Annotated in this window: 9 protein-coding genes; 5 read left to right on the top strand and 4 right to left on the bottom strand. The window is 64.0% G+C overall.

Annotation, left to right across the window (positions count from 1 at the left end; all coding sequences use genetic code 11):
• Positions 1-7: 7 nt before the first annotated feature.
• From glgB to ACK1VC_RS13755, 3 genes are all read right to left on the bottom strand, one after another.
• Positions 8-2,218, bottom strand: coding sequence for a 1,4-alpha-glucan branching protein GlgB (gene glgB, locus ACK1VC_RS13765; RefSeq protein WP_102688950.1), 2,211 nt, complete (start codon positions 2,216-2,218; stop codon positions 8-10).
• Complete coding sequence (gene treS / locus ACK1VC_RS13760) at positions 2,219-5,536, bottom strand: maltose alpha-D-glucosyltransferase (RefSeq protein WP_191086792.1); 3,318 nt, start codon at positions 5,534-5,536, stop codon at positions 2,219-2,221.
• A gap of 161 nt (positions 5,537-5,697) precedes the next feature.
• A complete protein-coding gene (locus tag ACK1VC_RS13755) occupies positions 5,698-7,716 on the bottom strand; it encodes an alpha-1,4-glucan--maltose-1-phosphate maltosyltransferase (RefSeq protein WP_191086793.1) in 2,019 nt (672 codons plus the stop codon).
• 140 nt (positions 7,717-7,856) lie between these two features.
• On the opposite strand from ACK1VC_RS13755, the gene ACK1VC_RS13750 reads away from it, so the two are divergent.
• The gene (locus tag ACK1VC_RS13750) at positions 7,857-8,018 is read left to right on the top strand and encodes a hypothetical protein (protein ID WP_016488167.1); all 162 of its coding nucleotides are present in this window, start codon (positions 7,857-7,859) and stop codon (positions 8,016-8,018) included.
• Positions 8,019-8,096: 78 nt separating this feature from the next.
• Here ACK1VC_RS13750 and ACK1VC_RS13745 read toward each other — a convergent pair whose 3' ends face one another.
• Positions 8,097-9,779: an AMP-binding protein gene (locus ACK1VC_RS13745; protein WP_191086794.1), complete on the bottom strand. Its 1,683-nt coding sequence runs from the start codon at positions 9,777-9,779 to the stop codon at positions 8,097-8,099.
• 239 nt (positions 9,780-10,018) lie between these two features.
• On the opposite strand from ACK1VC_RS13745, the gene ACK1VC_RS13740 reads away from it, so the two are divergent.
• From ACK1VC_RS13740 to ACK1VC_RS13725, 4 genes are read left to right on the top strand one after another with little or no spacing between them, the layout of a single operon-like run.
• On the top strand, positions 10,019-11,182 hold the full coding sequence (locus tag ACK1VC_RS13740; RefSeq protein ID WP_060517014.1) for an isovaleryl-CoA dehydrogenase: 1,164 nt from the start codon (positions 10,019-10,021) through the stop codon (positions 11,180-11,182).
• Positions 11,183-11,201: 19 nt separating this feature from the next.
• Positions 11,202-12,809 (top strand): carboxyl transferase domain-containing protein, encoded by a 1,608-nt coding sequence (locus ACK1VC_RS13735; protein WP_449117969.1) that lies wholly within the window; start codon positions 11,202-11,204, stop codon positions 12,807-12,809.
• Positions 12,810-12,812: 3 nt separating this feature from the next.
• Positions 12,813-13,628 carry a gamma-carboxygeranoyl-CoA hydratase gene (locus tag ACK1VC_RS13730; protein WP_016488171.1) on the top strand — a complete coding sequence of 272 codons (816 nt, stop codon included), beginning with the start codon at positions 12,813-12,815 and terminating at the stop codon, positions 13,626-13,628.
• Positions 13,625-15,577, top strand: coding sequence for an acetyl/propionyl/methylcrotonyl-CoA carboxylase subunit alpha (locus tag ACK1VC_RS13725; RefSeq protein ID WP_191086795.1), 1,953 nt, complete (start codon positions 13,625-13,627; stop codon positions 15,575-15,577). Before ACK1VC_RS13730 ends, ACK1VC_RS13725 begins: the two co-directional genes overlap by 4 nt.
• The last annotated feature ends 207 nt before the right edge of the window (positions 15,578-15,784 follow it).

The following is a 15,784-nucleotide window of genomic DNA, read 5'->3' as shown; positions in this document are numbered from 1 at the left end:
CAAAACGTCAGGCCGGTTTCATTATCAACACGCCAAGCGGCGGCAAATTAAGGGCCAGCGACAATGGCTGCCCATGGCTGGCCACTGCCTCACTGGTTACAGCGCCCAAGTTGCCCACGTTGGACCCTGCATACAGCTCGGCATCGCTGTTCAGCAGCTCCTGCCAGCGCTCGCCAAACGGCACGCCAATGCGGTAGCCCTCACGTGGCACCGGGGTAAAGTTGGCCACCACCAGCACCGGCTCGCCACTGCTGCTCCAGCGCAGCCAGGCGTACACGCTGTTTTGCGCGTCGTCACCGATCAGCCACTGGAAGCCCTGCGGCTGGCAATCCTGCTCATGCAGCGCCGGCACCTCACGGTACAGGCGATTGAGGTCGCCCACCAGGCGTTGCACACCTTGGTGCTCGGGGTACTGCAACAGGTACCAGTCCAGTTCGCTGTCATGGTCCCACTCACGCCACTGGCCGAACTCGCAACCCATGAACAGCAACTTCTTGCCAGGGTGCGCCCACATGAAGGTGAGGTAGGCACGCAAGTTGGCAAATTTCTGCCAGCGGTCGCCGGGCATCTTGTCGATCAGCGAGTGCTTGCCATGCACCACTTCGTCATGGGAGATGGGCAGGATGAAATGCTCGGAATAGGCATAGATCAGCCCGAAACTCATCTCGTTGTGGTGGTGGGCGCGATGCACCGGGTCGTTCTGGATGTAATGCAGGGTGTCGTGCATCCAGCCCATGTTCCACTTGTAGGCAAAGCCCAGGCCGCCCTGCTGGGTCGGCTGGCTGACGCCGGGCCAGGCGGTGGATTCTTCGGCAATGATCAGTGCACCAGGGGCCTCGACGGCAGCCACGCCGTTGAGGTGGCGAATGAAGTCGATAGCCTCCAGGTTCTCGCGCCCGCCGTAGCGGTTAGGCACCCATTCGCCAGCCTTGCGCGAGTAGTCGCGGTACAGCATTGAGGCCACCGCATCGACCCGCAGGCCGTCAATGTGGAAGTGCTTCAACCAGTGCAGCGCCGAGGCCATCATGAAGCCGCGCACTTCGTTGCGGCCCAGGTTGTAGATCAGCGTGTTCCAGTCCTGGTGGTAGCCCTCCAGGGGGTTGTCGTATTCGTACAGCGCGGTGCCGTCGAAGCGGGCCAGGCCGTGTTCGTCGGTGGGGAAATGCGCCGGCACCCAGTCCAGGAGCACGCCTATGCCGCCTTGGTGGCAGGCATCGATGAACGCGGCAAAGTCCTCGGCACTGCCGTAGCGCGAGGTGGGCGCGAACATCGACAGTGGCTGATAGCCCCACGAACCGCCAAACGGGTGCTCCATGATCGGTAGCAACTCGATATGAGTAAAGCCCAGCTCCTGCACGTAGGGCACCAGCCGCTCGGCCAGCTCGCGCCAGTTGTAGTAGCGCCCGACTTCGCCTGCCTCGTCCAGCTCGCAGCGCCATGACCCCGGGTGCAGTTCGTAAATCGACAGGGGGGCATTGTAACCATGGCGCTGGGCGCGTTGTGCCATCCAGTCGTGGTCCTGCCACGCATGGCTGAGCTCACCGGCCACCTTGGACGCGGTGCTGGGCGGCAATTCGGTAGCGCGGGCCAGCGGGTCTGCTTTGAGTGGCAGTATCCCGTCCTTGCCCAGCACCTCGAACTTGTAGGTTTCGCCCACGCCCAGGCGCGGCACGAACAGCTCCCACACCCCCGCGCCGTGGCGCAGGCGCATGGGGTGGCGGCGGCCGTCCCAGTTGTTGAAATCACCCACCACCGATACCCGCCGGGCATTCGGCGCCCACACCGAGAAACACACGCCATCGATGCCATCGACCTGGATCGGCTGGGCACCAAAGCGCCCGGACAAGTCGCGGTGGTTGCCCTCGGCGAACAGGTGCAAGTCCATGTCGCCCAATTGCGGGCCAAAGCTGTAAGGGTCTTCGGTGATTTGCTCGCCGCCGGCCCAGCCGATTTGCAGCAGATAGGCCTGCGCATCATCCAGGTGCGCCGTGAACAATCCCGGAACTGCACCTTGCACCATTTCAGCCAGCACGCGCCCATCATCGCGCGCCAGCACCCGTGCATTCAGGGCATTGGGCAGGAAGGCGCGGATAAACACACCGCCCTTGCCATCGCCATGGGGGCCGAGTACTGCAAAAGGATCGGCGTGTTCGGCGCGGGCCAGGGCATCCAGGTCCCGTTGCCGAAGGCCGCCGTTTTCACGCGTGGTTGCATTCATCTATGACTCTCCCCAGGTACTGATCAGTCCATGCAGGCCATGCAAAGGCACGGCCAGCCAGGTCGGACGGTTTTCGGCTTCATATGTGATCTCGTAGGCGGCCTTTTCCAGGCAGAACAATTCCAGTGCCGCGCGCTCGCCGTCGGCCATTTTCCAGGCATGGGGCATGGCGGCGGTGGCCAGGCCGTAGGCTTCGACGAAGGCGTGGCGCGACTGGTGCAGGTACTGCCGGGCGACCCGCTGACGCGCCTGCTGCGCTGGGCCGGAAAGGTCGACCGCAGACGCGCTGCGCAGGATCATCGCAGCAGCATAGTCGAAGGAACGCAACACGCCGCTGACATCCTTGTACGGGCTGTGTTTTGCCCGGCGCTCTTGCAGTGGACGTGACGGTTCACCCTCGAAATCGATCAGGTAGGCGTCACCCTGCACCACCAGCACCTGGCCCAGGTGCAGGTCGCCGTGCACCCGCATCAGCAGGCCGCCCTCAGCCTGGTCCGCCAGGCTAGCGATGTGCTGGGCCAGGCCATCGCGCTGTTGCTGCAGGTCGTCGATCAGGGCCTGGCTGTCGCTGTCGAGAGCGTCACGGTGCTGGGCCAACAGGTCGAGGGCGTGGGTCAGTCCGGCGCTGATCTGCGCACCCCAGCGCTGGCTGTCGTCAGCATCGCTGGGGCGTGGGCGGAAGGCCTCATCATCGGTCGGCGCGGCCAGCAACAGGTGCATCTCGCCCAGGCGTTGGCCGAACAAGGCGGCAAAGCCGGTGAGTTCCTCCAACGCATCGGTGTGTACCTCGGCATCGCCGCCAGCCGGCGCCATCTGGTCGCGGATGGCCCGCTCCAGGGTGTTCTGGGTCCAGGCCCAGGCATCGCCCTGGTTGCTCAGGTAGCCCTGGGCGATCATCAGCAGGTGGGGGGCATTCTGCTCGTCCACCCGGCTGACCCAGGCAAGCAATGGCGAGATATTGGCAAAGCCGGCGGCGGTCAGGTAGGCACTCATTTCCAGTTCTGGGTGAATGCCCGGGTTGACCCGGCGGATCAGCTTGAGCACCACGCTGTCACCGATCACCACCGAGCTGTTGGACTGCTCGGCGCTGAGGTAGCGCACTGCACTTCCATCGTTCAACCCAAGGGCCGCCAGCAGGTCGGTGCACTCGAAACGCAGTTCGCCCGCGCCGCTGCCACAGGGCAGGCGCAGGCCATTCTGGCAAGCGTGCAGCACCGCGCGGATAAACGGTTCGAGCACGAAGGCATCGGTAATCAGGCCAACCTGATGGGCACGGCGCACCCGCGACAAGGCCAACTGCTGCGGCAGCGCTGTGTTGATCTGGTCTTCGGGCAGCAGGCCAAACGGCAGCTGGTAGTGGTTGGCCGTCCCCCCGCCAAGCACTTCGATTTCGCTGAGCAGTACGGGCGTGGTGGCGGTAGCGAAGCGCACGCCGTAGCACAGGCGCACCTGGTCGATGGGCCCTTCCTTGCCGGCGAACCAGCGCCGCTTGGGCAGGTATTGCGGCAGGATGGTGGTTTGCAGGGTTTCGCGGGCGGGTGCTTCCAGCAGTTCTTCCATGCGCTTGCGCAATACCAGTGTAGTCAATTCGGGTAACCCCTCGGTGGCCTGGATGTGCCAACTGGGCATGCGGTCGTGGGAGGCCAGCAGGAACCAGTAAAAGGCATAGGGTGGCAGCGTCAACAGGAACGGCAGTTGCCCAATGGGCGGGAAGGCGCTGCCGCCGAGCATCTCCACCGGTACTTTGTCGGCGTATTGTGACAATTCCAGTTCGGCAGCCTGGGCGGCGCGGGACACGTTGGCCACGCACAGGATGACCTCGGTGTTGCCATCGGCATCGGTGTACTCGCGGATGTACGCAAGAATGCGCCGGTTGCTGGGGGTAAGGGTTCGCAGGCTGCCGCGGCCAAAGGCCTTCTGCTGCTTGCGCACGGCCAGCATGCGCCGGGTCCAGTTCAGCAGCGAGTGCGGGTCATGGCTCTGGGCCTCGACGTTTACCGTCTGGTAGCCGTACAGCGGGTCCATGATCGGCGGCAGCACCAGGCGCTGCGGGTCGGCGCGGGAGAAACCACCGTTGCGGTCGGGCGACCACTGCATGGGCGTACGCACGCCGTCGCGGTCACCGAGGTAGATGTTGTCGCCCATGCCCAGCTCGTCACCGTAGTACAGGGTTGGCGTGCCCGGCATCGACAGCAACAGGCTGGTGAGCAGCTCTATACGCCGACGGTCACGCTGCAGCAGCGGCGCCAGGCGCCGCCGAATGCCCAGGTTGATGCGCGCGCGGCGGTCTTCGGCGTAGTAGTTCCACAGGTAGTCGCGCTCTCGGTCGGTGACCATTTCCAGGGTCAGCTCATCGTGGTTGCGCAGAAAAATTGCCCATTGGCAGTTGGCCGGGATCTCCGGCGTCTGGCGCAGGATGTCGGTGATCGGGAAACGGTCTTCCATGGCCAGGGCCATGTACATGCGCGGCATCAGCGGAAAATGGAAGGCCATGTGGCACTCGTCGCCATCACCTTCGCCAAAGTAAGGCCGGGTATCTTCCGGCCACTGGTTGGCCTCGGCAAGCAACATGCGGTCGGGGTAATTGGCGTCGATTTCAGCGCGGATTGCCTTGAGCACAGCGTGGGTTTCGGCGAGGTTCTCGTTGTTGGTGCCGTCGCGTTCGATCAGGTAAGGGATGGCATCCAGGCGCAAGCCATCCACACCTAGGTCCAGCCAGAAGCGCATCACCCCGATCACCGCCTTGAGCACCAGCGGGTTGTCGAAGTTGAGGTCTGGCTGGTGCGAGTAGAAGCGGTGCCAGAAATACTGGCCGGCGACCGGATCCCAGGTCCAGTTGGACTTTTCGGTGTCGAGGAAGATGATCCGCGTGCCGTCGTATTTCTGGTCGTCGTCCGACCACACGTAGAAGTCGCGCGTCTTGCTACCGCGCTTGGCGTGGCGGGCACGCTGGAACCAGGGGTGCTGATCGCTGGTGTGGTTGATCACCAGTTCGGTAATTACCCGCAAGCCGCGCTTGTGTGCCTCGCTGATAAAGCGCCGGGCATCGGCCATGCTGCCGTAGTCGGGATGCACGGCCTTGTATTCGGCGATGTCATAGCCGTCGTCGCGCCGCGGCGAAGGGTAGAACGGCAGCAGCCACAGGGTATTGACGCCCAGCTCGGCGATGTAGTCCAGCTTGCTGATCAGGCCTGCAAAATCGCCGATGCCGTCGTTGTTCGAGTCGAAGAACGACTTGATGTGCAACTGGTAGATGACGGCGTCCTTGTACCACAGCGGGTCATCGATGAAGGCTGCCGGGCGTGAACGCTTGGCCATGGGTGACTCCTTTCATTTTCCGGGTTGCTCTGCCAGCAACTGACTTGACCCCATCCCCGTAAGAGCGGGTATGACCGCGAACCAGACACCGCGGTGTTTGGCACCCGCAGCGCCGGTGCTCGCGGGCACGCCCGCTCCCATAAGGAGATGTGTGCCTTGCTCTACCGGGCTTTTTCGATACGCCAGATCCCGAAAGGCTGATGCCAGGGCTCGATACGCATCCATTGGGTCTTGCCATGCCAGGTCCAGCGGTGGCCGTTCATCAGGTCTTCGCCCTGGGTGTCGGCGTCGTCATCCAGGCCTAGCTCCCAAAGCGGCAGCTCGAAATGCGCCTCTTGGGCGTTGTGCGGGTCGAGGCAGATAGCCACCAGGATGTAGTTGTCGCGCTCAGGCGTACGCTTGGCGAAATACAGGATGTTGTCGTTCCAGCAGTTGAAAAACGCCACGCCCAGGTGCGTTTGCAAGGCGCGGTTCTGCCGGCGAATACGGTTGAGCTGTGCGATCTCGGCAATGATGTTGCCAGGCTGGGTGAAATCGCGCGGGCGGATCTGGTATTTCTCCGAATCCAGGTACTCCTCCTTGCCCGGCAAAGGCGCGCTTTCGCACAGTTCGAAGCCTGAGTACATGCCCCACAGGCCCGAGCCCATGGTTGCCAGCGCGGCGCGGATAAGGAAGCCGGCGCGACCAGACGTGTGCAGGAAGAACGGGTTGATATCCGGCGTATTGACGAAAAAGTTCGGCCGGTAGCACTGGCTCCATGGCGGCTGGTTTAGCTGCTCGAAATACTCGCGCAGTTCCTGCTTGTGGTTGCGCCAAGTGAAGTAGGTATAGCTTTGCGCGTAGCCAACCTTACCCAGGCGCGCCATCATCGCCGGCCGGGTGAACGCTTCGGCAAGGAAGATGACGTCGGGGTGCTGGCTGCGCACATTGGCAATCAGCCATTGCCAGAATGGCAGTGGTTTAGTGTGCGGGTTGTCGACGCGGAAGGTTTTCACGCCCTCCTCTACCCAGCCGACCACCACGTCGCGCAGCGCCAGCCACAGCGAAGGGACGGCGTCCGGGGCGTAGAAATCGACGTTGACGATGTCCTGGTACTTTTTCGGCGGGTTCTCGGCGTAGCGAATGGTGCCGTCGGGGCGCCAGCTGAACCAGCCGGGGTGCTCTTTGAGCCATGGGTGGTCCTGCGAGCACTGAATGGCGAAATCCAGCGCGATTTCCAGGCCATGCTCGGCAGCGGCAGCCACCAGTCGACGGAAGTCTTCGCGGGTGCCCAGTTGCGGATGGATGGCGTCATGGCCGCCTTCGGCACTGCCAATCGCATACGGGCTGCCAGGGTCGCCGGGCTCGGCCTTGAGGGCGTTGTTGCGGCCCTTGCGGTGCTGCATGCCGATTGGGTGGATGGGCGGGAAGTACAGCACGTCGAAGCCCATGTCACGGATCATTGGCAGGCGTTGGTGCACGTCGTTGAAGGTGCCGTGGCGCTGTGGGTCGTCAGTGATCGAGCGGGGGAACAGCTCGTACCAACTGGCGAACTGCGCAGCCGGGCGGTCGACATCAATGGGGAATTCACAGCTGCGGGCCAGGTAGCTGCGGTGCCCGGCTTCGCTCATCAGGTGTGCAACATCAGGGCCCAGGAACAGCGCCACCTGCCCGTCGCTATCCAGCTCCGCGAGGCGCTGCTGCACCGCTTCGAGCTCCTCACGCACGGCGCCGCTGCACAGTTCGATGCCTTTGCCCAGCATCAAGCGGCCCTCTTCCAGTTCGAGCTGTACCTCGACTCCGGCGTTGTACTTTTTCTCCAGATCGTGGCTATAAGTGGCGAACGGGTCGACCCAGGCCTCGATGCTGAACAGGTGTGGGCCAAGCTCGGTGGGGGTGAATTCTGCCAGCCACAGGTCGTTGCCCGGCGAGTGCATGGGCACGCAATGCCCGCGGCGGCTGTTGGCCTGACGCCAGTTGAGCATCACGGCCAGGCGGTCGTGGCCGTCGCTGTACACCTTGGTGCTGACCGCCACAGGCTGGCCGCTGATGGCCTTGGCGGCAAAGGTGCCGGCGTCGAGCACCGGTTGGGTGTCTTCGATCACGACACGCGGCGCCAACAGCGCCTGGGACAGGCTGATGGCCTGTTCGGGGTGATCGTTCGCCATGGGCACGCTTTCAAAGGGCTCGTTACGTGACATCGACCTTGCTCCCTCAGGCTGGTGGCGGTAAGGGTTCAGAGCCGGGCACAGGCGTGGGGTTCAAAAAAATTGAGCGAACGGCAGCTGCCAGCGGTCAGAGCCTGCAGCACCTCTTCATTCCACCCACGCGAGGTCAGGCCATGAACATTCCCATTCCACCGGAAACCCCCGATCCCAACATCGACGACCCCAGCTTGCCACCGCCCGTGCCGGAAAAAGAGCCGGACGAGCTGCCGATCAAGCCAACCATGCCGCCGACGGTGGGCGACCCGCCGAGCCAGGAGCCACCGGTGAAGGCTTAAGGATAGACAAGGTTTTTATGCAGCATTGGCTGGTCTGTGGGCGGGTAAATCTGCCGAGAGGCCAGCCAAGCCAACGCATCAACCTGCAGATAGCGCCGAGATCTCCGCCACGCTGATCTCCCGCATGCGGAATTTTTGCACCTTGCCCGTCACCGTCATCGGGTATTCGTCAACAAAGCGGATATGCCGCGGCACTTTGAAATGTGCGATGCGTCCCTTGCACCAACCCTGCAGTTCCTCGACCGTGGCGTGGTGCCCGGGATGCAGCTTGATCCAGGCCACAATCTCCTCGCCATAGCGGCTGCACGGAATGCCGATCACCTGCGCATCAGCCACTGCCGGGTGGGTGTAGAAGAACTCCTCCAGCTCACGCGGGTAAATATTCTCGCCGCCGCGAATGATCATGTCCTTGTTACGCCCGACGATACGCACGTAACCGTGCTCATCCATCACCGCCAGGTCGCCCGAGTGCATCCACCCGGCCGGGTCGATGGCGTCCGCCGTGGCTTGGGGGTTGTCCCAGTAACCAAGCATCACACTGTAGCCGCGGGTGCACAACTCGCCGATCTCACCGCGCGCGACGATGCAGCCATCGGCGGCTACCAGCTTGTTTTCCAGCTGCGGCTGGGTACGGCCGACGGTGGTCACGCGCAGCTCCAGGTCATCGTCCGGGCCGGTCTGCAGCGACACCGGGCTGGTTTCGGTCATGCCGTAGGCGATCTGCACTTCAGCCATGTGCATCTGGTCGATGACCCTACGCATCACCTCGATCGGGCAGGTGGCACCGGCCATGATGCCGCTGCGCAGGCTTGACAGGTCCATCTGCGCACGCGAGGGGTGATCGAGCATCGCGATGAACATGGTCGGCACGCCGTACAGGATGCTGGCACGCTCCTCGGCCACGGCGCGCAGGGTGAGCTCGGCGTCGAAGGCGTCGTTCGGGTAGATCATGGTGCTGCCGTGGGTGATGCAGCCGAGGTTGGCCATGACCATGCCGAAGCAGTGGTAAAGCGGCACCGGGATTACCATGCGATCGCAGGCCGTCAGGCCCAGGCTCTCGCCGACCATGAAGCCGTTGTTGAGGATGTTGTAGTGGCTGAGCGTGGCGCCCTTGGGCGCACCGGTGGTGCCGGAGGTGTACTGGATATTCACCGGCTGGTCGAATTGCAGGCTTTGCTGGCGGCCAGTACAGGCATCGGTCGATGTCTGCCCTGCCCGCTCGGCCAATGCGTGCCAAGGCAGGAAGCCGGCAGGCGGGTTGGCGGCCAGGCTGATCACGCCGCGCAACTCAGGCAGGCGCGGACTGGCCAGTTCACCGGGCGTGGTACTGGCCAATTCTGGCACCAGCTCCTGGACCATGGCGTGATAATCAGACGCCTTGAAGGCATCGGCGCACACCAGCCAGCGGCAGCCGGACTGACGCAACACATAGTCCAGTTCGCCCACGCGATAGGCCGGGTTGATGTTGACCAGGATGGCGCCGACCTTGGCACTGGCCAACTGCAGAATGCACCACTGGGCGCAGTTGGGCGACCAGATGCCGACACGGTCGCCGGTGTTCACGCCCAGGGCCATCAGCGCACGGGCATGCACTTCGACCTGTTCGGCCAACTGCCGCCAGCTGTAGCGCAAGCCCTGGTGGCGCGACACCAGCGCCTCGCCATCGGCACAGCGAGCCACCGTGGCATCGAAGGCCTGGCCGATGGTCTGGGTCAGCAAGGGTTGGTCCTGGCGACCGCGGGTATAGCTCGGTTGACTCATGGGTGTCCCTTCTTGTGGTTGTTCTGGGCACGACTGAAGCAAGCGGGAATACTCTGGCGCAGATTTACGTTTACGTAAAGGTGATGAGTAGATTGACAGTCACACCAGGCAGGTTTACGTTAACGTAAAGGTGATGAACGACATCTGACCTATGGCTTGACGTCGACCCTTGTGGGAGCGGGCGGTGAGTCCATAAGCGCCGATGTAACCCAATTTCAAGAACAAGAAGGTGCCCCAGCATGCATTACCCCTCCCTGAACTTCGCCCTGGGCGAAACCATCGACATGCTCCGCGACCAGGTGCGCACCTTCGTCGCCGCCGAACTGGCCCCACGCGCTGCGCAAATCGACCATGACAACCTGTTCCCCGCCGATATGTGGCGCAAGTTTGGCGACATGGGCCTGCTGGGCATCACGGTGTCGGAAGAGTACGGCGGCGCCGGCCTGGGCTACCTGGCCCATGTAGTGTCGATGGAAGAAATCAGCCGTGCCTCGGCCTCGGTGGCACTGTCGTACGGCGCCCACTCCAACCTGTGCGTCAACCAGATCAACCGCAACGGCACCCATGAGCAGAAGCTCAAGTACCTGCCCAAGCTGATCAGCGGCGAGCACATCGGTGCGCTGGCCATGAGCGAGCCGAACGCCGGCTCCGACGTAGTCTCGATGAAGCTGCGCGCCGAAAAGCGCGGCGATCACTACGTGCTCAACGGCAGCAAGACCTGGATCACCAACGGCCCCGACGCCAACACCTACGTGATCTACGCCAAGACCGACCTGGACAAGGGCGCCCACGGCATTACCGCGTTCATCGTCGAACGGGACTGGAAAGGTTTCAGCCGCAGCAACAAATTCGACAAGCTGGGCATGCGCGGGTCCAACACCTGCGAACTGTTCTTCGATGACGTGCAAGTGCCGGCAGAAAACATCCTTGGCCAGCTCAACGGCGGCGTGCGCGTGCTGATGAGCGGCCTGGATTACGAGCGCGTCGTGCTGTCCGGTGGCCCGACCGGCATCATGCAAAGCTGCATGGACCTGGTGGTGCCCTACATTCACGACCGCAAGCAGTTCGGCCAGAGCATCGGCGAATTCCAGCTGATCCAGGGCAAGATCGCTGACATGTACACCCAACTGAACGCCAGCCGCGCCTACCTGTATGCCGTTGCCCAAGCCTGCGACCGTTGCGAAACCACCCGCAAGGACGCCGCCGGGGTCATCTTGTACACCGCCGAACGCGCCACGCAGATGGCCCTGGAGGCGATCCAGATTCTCGGTGGCAACGGCTATATCAATGAATTCCCGGCGGGCCGCCTGCTGCGCGATGCCAAGCTGTACGAAATCGGTGCCGGCACCAGCGAAATCCGCCGGATGCTGATTGGCCGCGAGCTGTTCAACGAAACCCGCTGAGCATAAAGGACGGGCGCACATGGCTACCTTGCACACCCAGATCAACCCGCGTTCGGCGGAATTCGCCGGCAACAGCGCGGCCATGCTCGAACAGGTTCAGGCCCTGCGTGGCCTGCTCGCCCAGGTGGCCCAGGGCGGCGGGCCCAAAGCCCAGGAGCGGCACACCTCACGGGGCAAGCTGCTGCCGCGCGAGCGCATCGACCGGCTGCTGGACCCGGGCTCGCCGTTTCTCGAAATCGGCCAGTTGGCTGCCCACCAGGTATACGGCGAAGACGTGCCCGCCGCCGGCGTGATCGCCGGTATTGGCCGGGTCGAAGGCGTCGAATGCATGATCGTGGCCAACGATGCCACGGTCAAAGGCGGTTCCTACTACCCGCTGACAGTGAAGAAGCACCTGCGTGCGCAGACCATCGCCCAGCAGAACCGCCTGCCGTGCATCTATCTGGTGGACTCGGGCGGTGCCAACCTGCCGCGCCAGGATGAAGTGTTCCCCGACCGCGAGCATTTCGGGCGGATCTTTTTCAACCAGGCAACCATGAGCGCACAGGGCATCCCGCAGATTGCCGTGGTGATGGGCTCGTGCACGGCTGGCGGCGCCTACGTACCCGCCATGGCCGACGAAGCGATCATGGTGCGCCAGCAGGCGACCATTTTCCTGGCGGGCCCACCGTTGGTAAAGGCCGCGACCGGTGAAGTGGTCAGCGCCGAGGACCTGGGTGGCGCCGATGTGCATTGCCGCATCAGCGGCGTCGCTGACCATTATGCCGACAATGACGAACACGCCCTGGCCATCGCCCGGCGCAGCGTGGCCAACCTCAACTGGCACAAGCTGGGCAAGCTGCAGCGCCTGGCCCCGGTGGCCCCCCTGTATGCCGCCGACGAGTTGTATGGCGTGGTCCCGGCGGATGCCAAGCAACCGTTCGACGTGCGCGAGGTCATCGCGCGGCTGGTCGATGGCTCGGTGTTCGATGAGTTCAAGGCGCTGTTCGGCATCACCCTGGTGTGCGGCTTCGCCCACCTGCAGGGCTACCCGGTGGCGATCCTGGCCAATAACGGCATCCTGTTCGCCGAAGCTGCGCAAAAAGGCGCGCACTTCATCGAGCTGGCCTGCCAGCGTGGTATTCCGCTGCTGTTCCTGCAGAACATCACCGGCTTCATGGTCGGCAAAAAGTACGAAGAAGGCGGCATCGCCAAGCACGGTGCCAAGCTGGTCACCGCCGTGGCCTGCGCCCAGGTGCCGAAGTTCACGGTGATCATCGGCGGCAGCTTTGGCGCCGGTAACTACGGCATGTGCGGCCGCGCCTACGACCCGCGCTTTTTGTGGATGTGGCCCAACGCGCGCATTGGCGTGATGGGCGCCGAACAGGCCGCTGGCGTGCTGGCGCAGGTCAAGCGCGAGCAAAGCGAGCGCAGCGGCCAGCCCTTCAGTGCCGAAGACGAAGCCAGGCTCAAGCAACCGATCCTCGACCAGTACGAGCACCAGGGCCACCCCTACTACTCCAGCGCCCGCCTGTGGGACGACGGCGTTATCGACCCGGCACAAACGCGCGATGTGCTCGGCCTGGCATTGTCTGCCGCACTGAACGCTCCGATCGAACAGAGCCGCTTCGGCATTTTCCGGATGTGACCCATGAGCGATTTCAGCACCCTTGAAGTAACCCGCGACCCACGCGGCTTCGCCACCCTGTGGCTGAGCCGCGAGGACAAGAACAACGCCTTCAACGCGCAGATGATCCGCGAGCTGATCGTCGCCATCGACCGACTGGCCGAAGACGCAAGCCTGCGCTTTGTGCTGCTGCGCGGCCGTGGCCGGCACTTCAGCGCCGGTGCCGACCTGGCCTGGATGCAGCAGTCGGCGCAGCTGGACTTCAACACCAACCTGGATGACGCCCACGAACTGGGCGAACTGATGTACGCCCTGCACCGCCTCAAGGCCCCTACCCTTGCCGTGGTGCAAGGTGCCGCCTTTGGCGGCGCGCTGGGCCTGATCAGCTGCTGCGACATGGCCATCGGCGCCGAAGATGCCCAATTGTGCCTGTCGGAAGTTCGCATCGGCTTGGCCCCGGCAGTCATCAGCCCGTTTGTGGTCAAGGCCATTGGCGAGCGTGCCGCGCGCCGCTACGCCCTTACCGCCGAGCGTTTCAGTGGCGTACGGGCCCGCGAGCTGGGGCTGCTGGCCGAGGTGTATCCGGCCAGTGAGCTGGACGCCCAGGTCGAAGCGTGGGTGAACAACCTGCTGCAGAACAGCCCGCAAGCCTTGCGCGCCACCAAGGACTTGCTGCGCGAAGTGGACGACGGCGAACTCAGCCCAGCCCTGCGTCGCTACTGCGAAAACACCATTGCCCGCATCCGCGTCAGCGCCGAAGGCCAGGAGGGCCTGCGCGCTTTCCTGGAAAAACGCCGCCCCGCCTGGCAAACCGATGACAAGAAGGAACCGCGCCCATGAGCCGCCCCGCTTTGACCACCCTGCTGGTCGCCAACCGTGGCGAAATCGCCTGCCGCATCATGCGCACCGCCAAGGCCATGGGCCTGACCACTGTCGCCGTGCACAGCGCAACCGACCGCGACGCCCGGCACAGCCGCGAAGCGGATATCCGCGTTGACCTGGGCGGTACCAAGGCCGCCGAAAGCTACCTGCTGGTCGACAAGCTGCTGGCCGCTGCCAAGGCCAGCGGTGCCCAGGCCATTCACCCGGGCTATGGTTTCCTTTCCGAGAACGCAGGCTTCGCCCGGGCAATTGAACAGGCCGGGCTGATCTTTCTCGGCCCACCGGCCAGCGCCATCGACGCCATGGGCAGCAAGTCGGCGGCCAAAGCGCTGATGGAAGCCGCAGGTGTACCGCTGGTGCCGGGCTACCACGGCGAAGCCCAGGACCTGGACACCTTCCGCGCCGCCGCCGAACGCATCGGCTACCCAGTGCTGCTCAAGGCCAGCGCTGGCGGCGGCGGCAAGGGCATGAAAGTGGTCGAGGAAGAAAGCCAACTGGCCGATGCCCTGGCCTCGGCCCAGCGTGAAGCGCAGTCGTCGTTCGGCGATGCGCGCATGCTGGTGGAAAAATACGTGCTCAAGCCGCGGCATGTGGAAATTCAGGTGTTTGCCGACCAGCACGGCAACTGCCTGTACCTCAACGAGCGCGACTGCTCGATTCAGCGCCGCCACCAGAAAGTGGTCGAAGAAGCCCCTGCCCCCGGCCTGTCGCCCGAACTGCGCCGGGCCATGGGCGAAGCGGCGGTGCGTGCGGCCCAGGCGATCGGTTACGTGGGTGCCGGCACCGTGGAGTTCCTGCTCGATGCCCGTGGCGAGTTCTTCTTCATGGAGATGAACACCCGCCTGCAGGTGGAACACCCGGTCACCGAGGCCATCACCGGCCTGGACCTGGTGGCCTGGCAGATTCGCGTGGCCTGCGGCGAGCCCCTGCCGATCACCCAAGAGCAAGTGCCGCTGATCGGCCATGCCATCGAAGTGCGGTTGTACGCCGAAGACCCGGCCAACGAGTTCCTGCCCGCTACCGGCACGCTGGCGCTGTACCGTGAGTCGGCGCCTGGCGAAGGGCGGCGGGTGGACAGCGGGGTCAGCGAAGGCGACGTGGTGTCGCCGTTCTACGACCCGATGCTGGGCAAGCTGATTGCCTGGGGTGAAAACCGCGAACAGGCACGCCTGCGCTTGCTGGCCATGCTAGTCGAGTTTGCGATTGGCGGGTTGAAGACCAACATTGCCTTCCTGCGCCGCATTTTGGCCCACCCTGCGTTTGCGGCGGCAGAGCTGGACACCGGATTCATTCCACGCCACCAGGACGTGCTGCTGCCAGCGCCAGGTGCGCTGCCGGCGGGCTTCTGGGAGGCGGCAGCCGAAGCCTGGCTGCAAAGCCAGCCCGGGCATCAGCGCGATGACGACCGCAGTTCGCCATGGGGTGCGCACAACGGCCTGCGCCTGGGCCTGCCGGCACGCAGCAGCCTGCACCTGTTGAGCGGCGGGCAGGACCAGACGGTTGCACTGGAGCGCAGCGCTGCGTCCACCTGGCAGTTAGTGGGCGAGCAACTGGTGCACGATGAGGCAGGTGTGCGCCGCCAGCATTTGGCGATTCGCCGCGACGGCACGCTGTACCTGCACTGGGATGGCGAGATGCACGCCATTCAGGCCTTCGACCCGATTGCCGAAGCCGAGGCCAGCCATGGCCATCAAGGCGGCCTGGGTGCGCCCATGAACGGTAGCATCGTGCGGGTGCTCGTCGAGCCGGGGCAGGTGATTGAAGCCGGTACGGCACTGGTGGTGCTGGAGGCCATGAAGATGGAACACAGCATTCGTGCGCCGCATGGCGGGACGGTGAAGGCGTTGTTCTGCCAGGAAGGGGATATGGTCAGCGAAGGGACGGTGCTGGTCGAGCTGGCTGAGTGAGGTAAGCGGGGTCCACCGCCTAGCTCGGACGGCGAAAGTTTGCGCGATCACTGTGGGAGCGGGCATGCCCGCGAACACCGGCAAAGCCGGTGCCATAAACCGCGTTGGATTCTTCGCGGGTGAACCCGCTCCCACAGGGCCAGCGCAATGCTTGAGATCGGCACCGTACTTGTGGGAGCCCCGCTTGGCGATGGGCTGCGCAGCAGC

This window comes from Pseudomonas sp. XP2, assembly GCF_053557975.1.
This window is presented reverse-complemented; position numbering and strand designations above follow the sequence as displayed.

Coding starts and splice junctions, on each gene's coding strand:
- ACK1VC_RS13725 (WP_191086795.1), top strand. CDS start 13,625: ATGAGCCGCCCCGCTTTGACCACCCTGCTGGTCGCCAACCGTGGCGAA.
- glgB (WP_102688950.1), bottom strand. CDS start 2,218: ATGAATGCAACCACGCGTGAAAACGGCGGCCTTCGGCAACGGGACCTG.
- ACK1VC_RS13755 (WP_191086793.1), bottom strand. CDS start 7,716: ATGTCACGTAACGAGCCCTTTGAAAGCGTGCCCATGGCGAACGATCAC.
- treS (WP_191086792.1), bottom strand. CDS start 5,536: ATGGCCAAGCGTTCACGCCCGGCAGCCTTCATCGATGACCCGCTGTGG.
- ACK1VC_RS13735 (WP_449117969.1), top strand. CDS start 11,202: ATGGCTACCTTGCACACCCAGATCAACCCGCGTTCGGCGGAATTCGCC.
- ACK1VC_RS13750 (WP_016488167.1), top strand. CDS start 7,857: ATGAACATTCCCATTCCACCGGAAACCCCCGATCCCAACATCGACGAC.
- ACK1VC_RS13740 (WP_060517014.1), top strand. CDS start 10,019: ATGCATTACCCCTCCCTGAACTTCGCCCTGGGCGAAACCATCGACATG.
- ACK1VC_RS13730 (WP_016488171.1), top strand. CDS start 12,813: ATGAGCGATTTCAGCACCCTTGAAGTAACCCGCGACCCACGCGGCTTC.
- ACK1VC_RS13745 (WP_191086794.1), bottom strand. CDS start 9,779: ATGAGTCAACCGAGCTATACCCGCGGTCGCCAGGACCAACCCTTGCTG.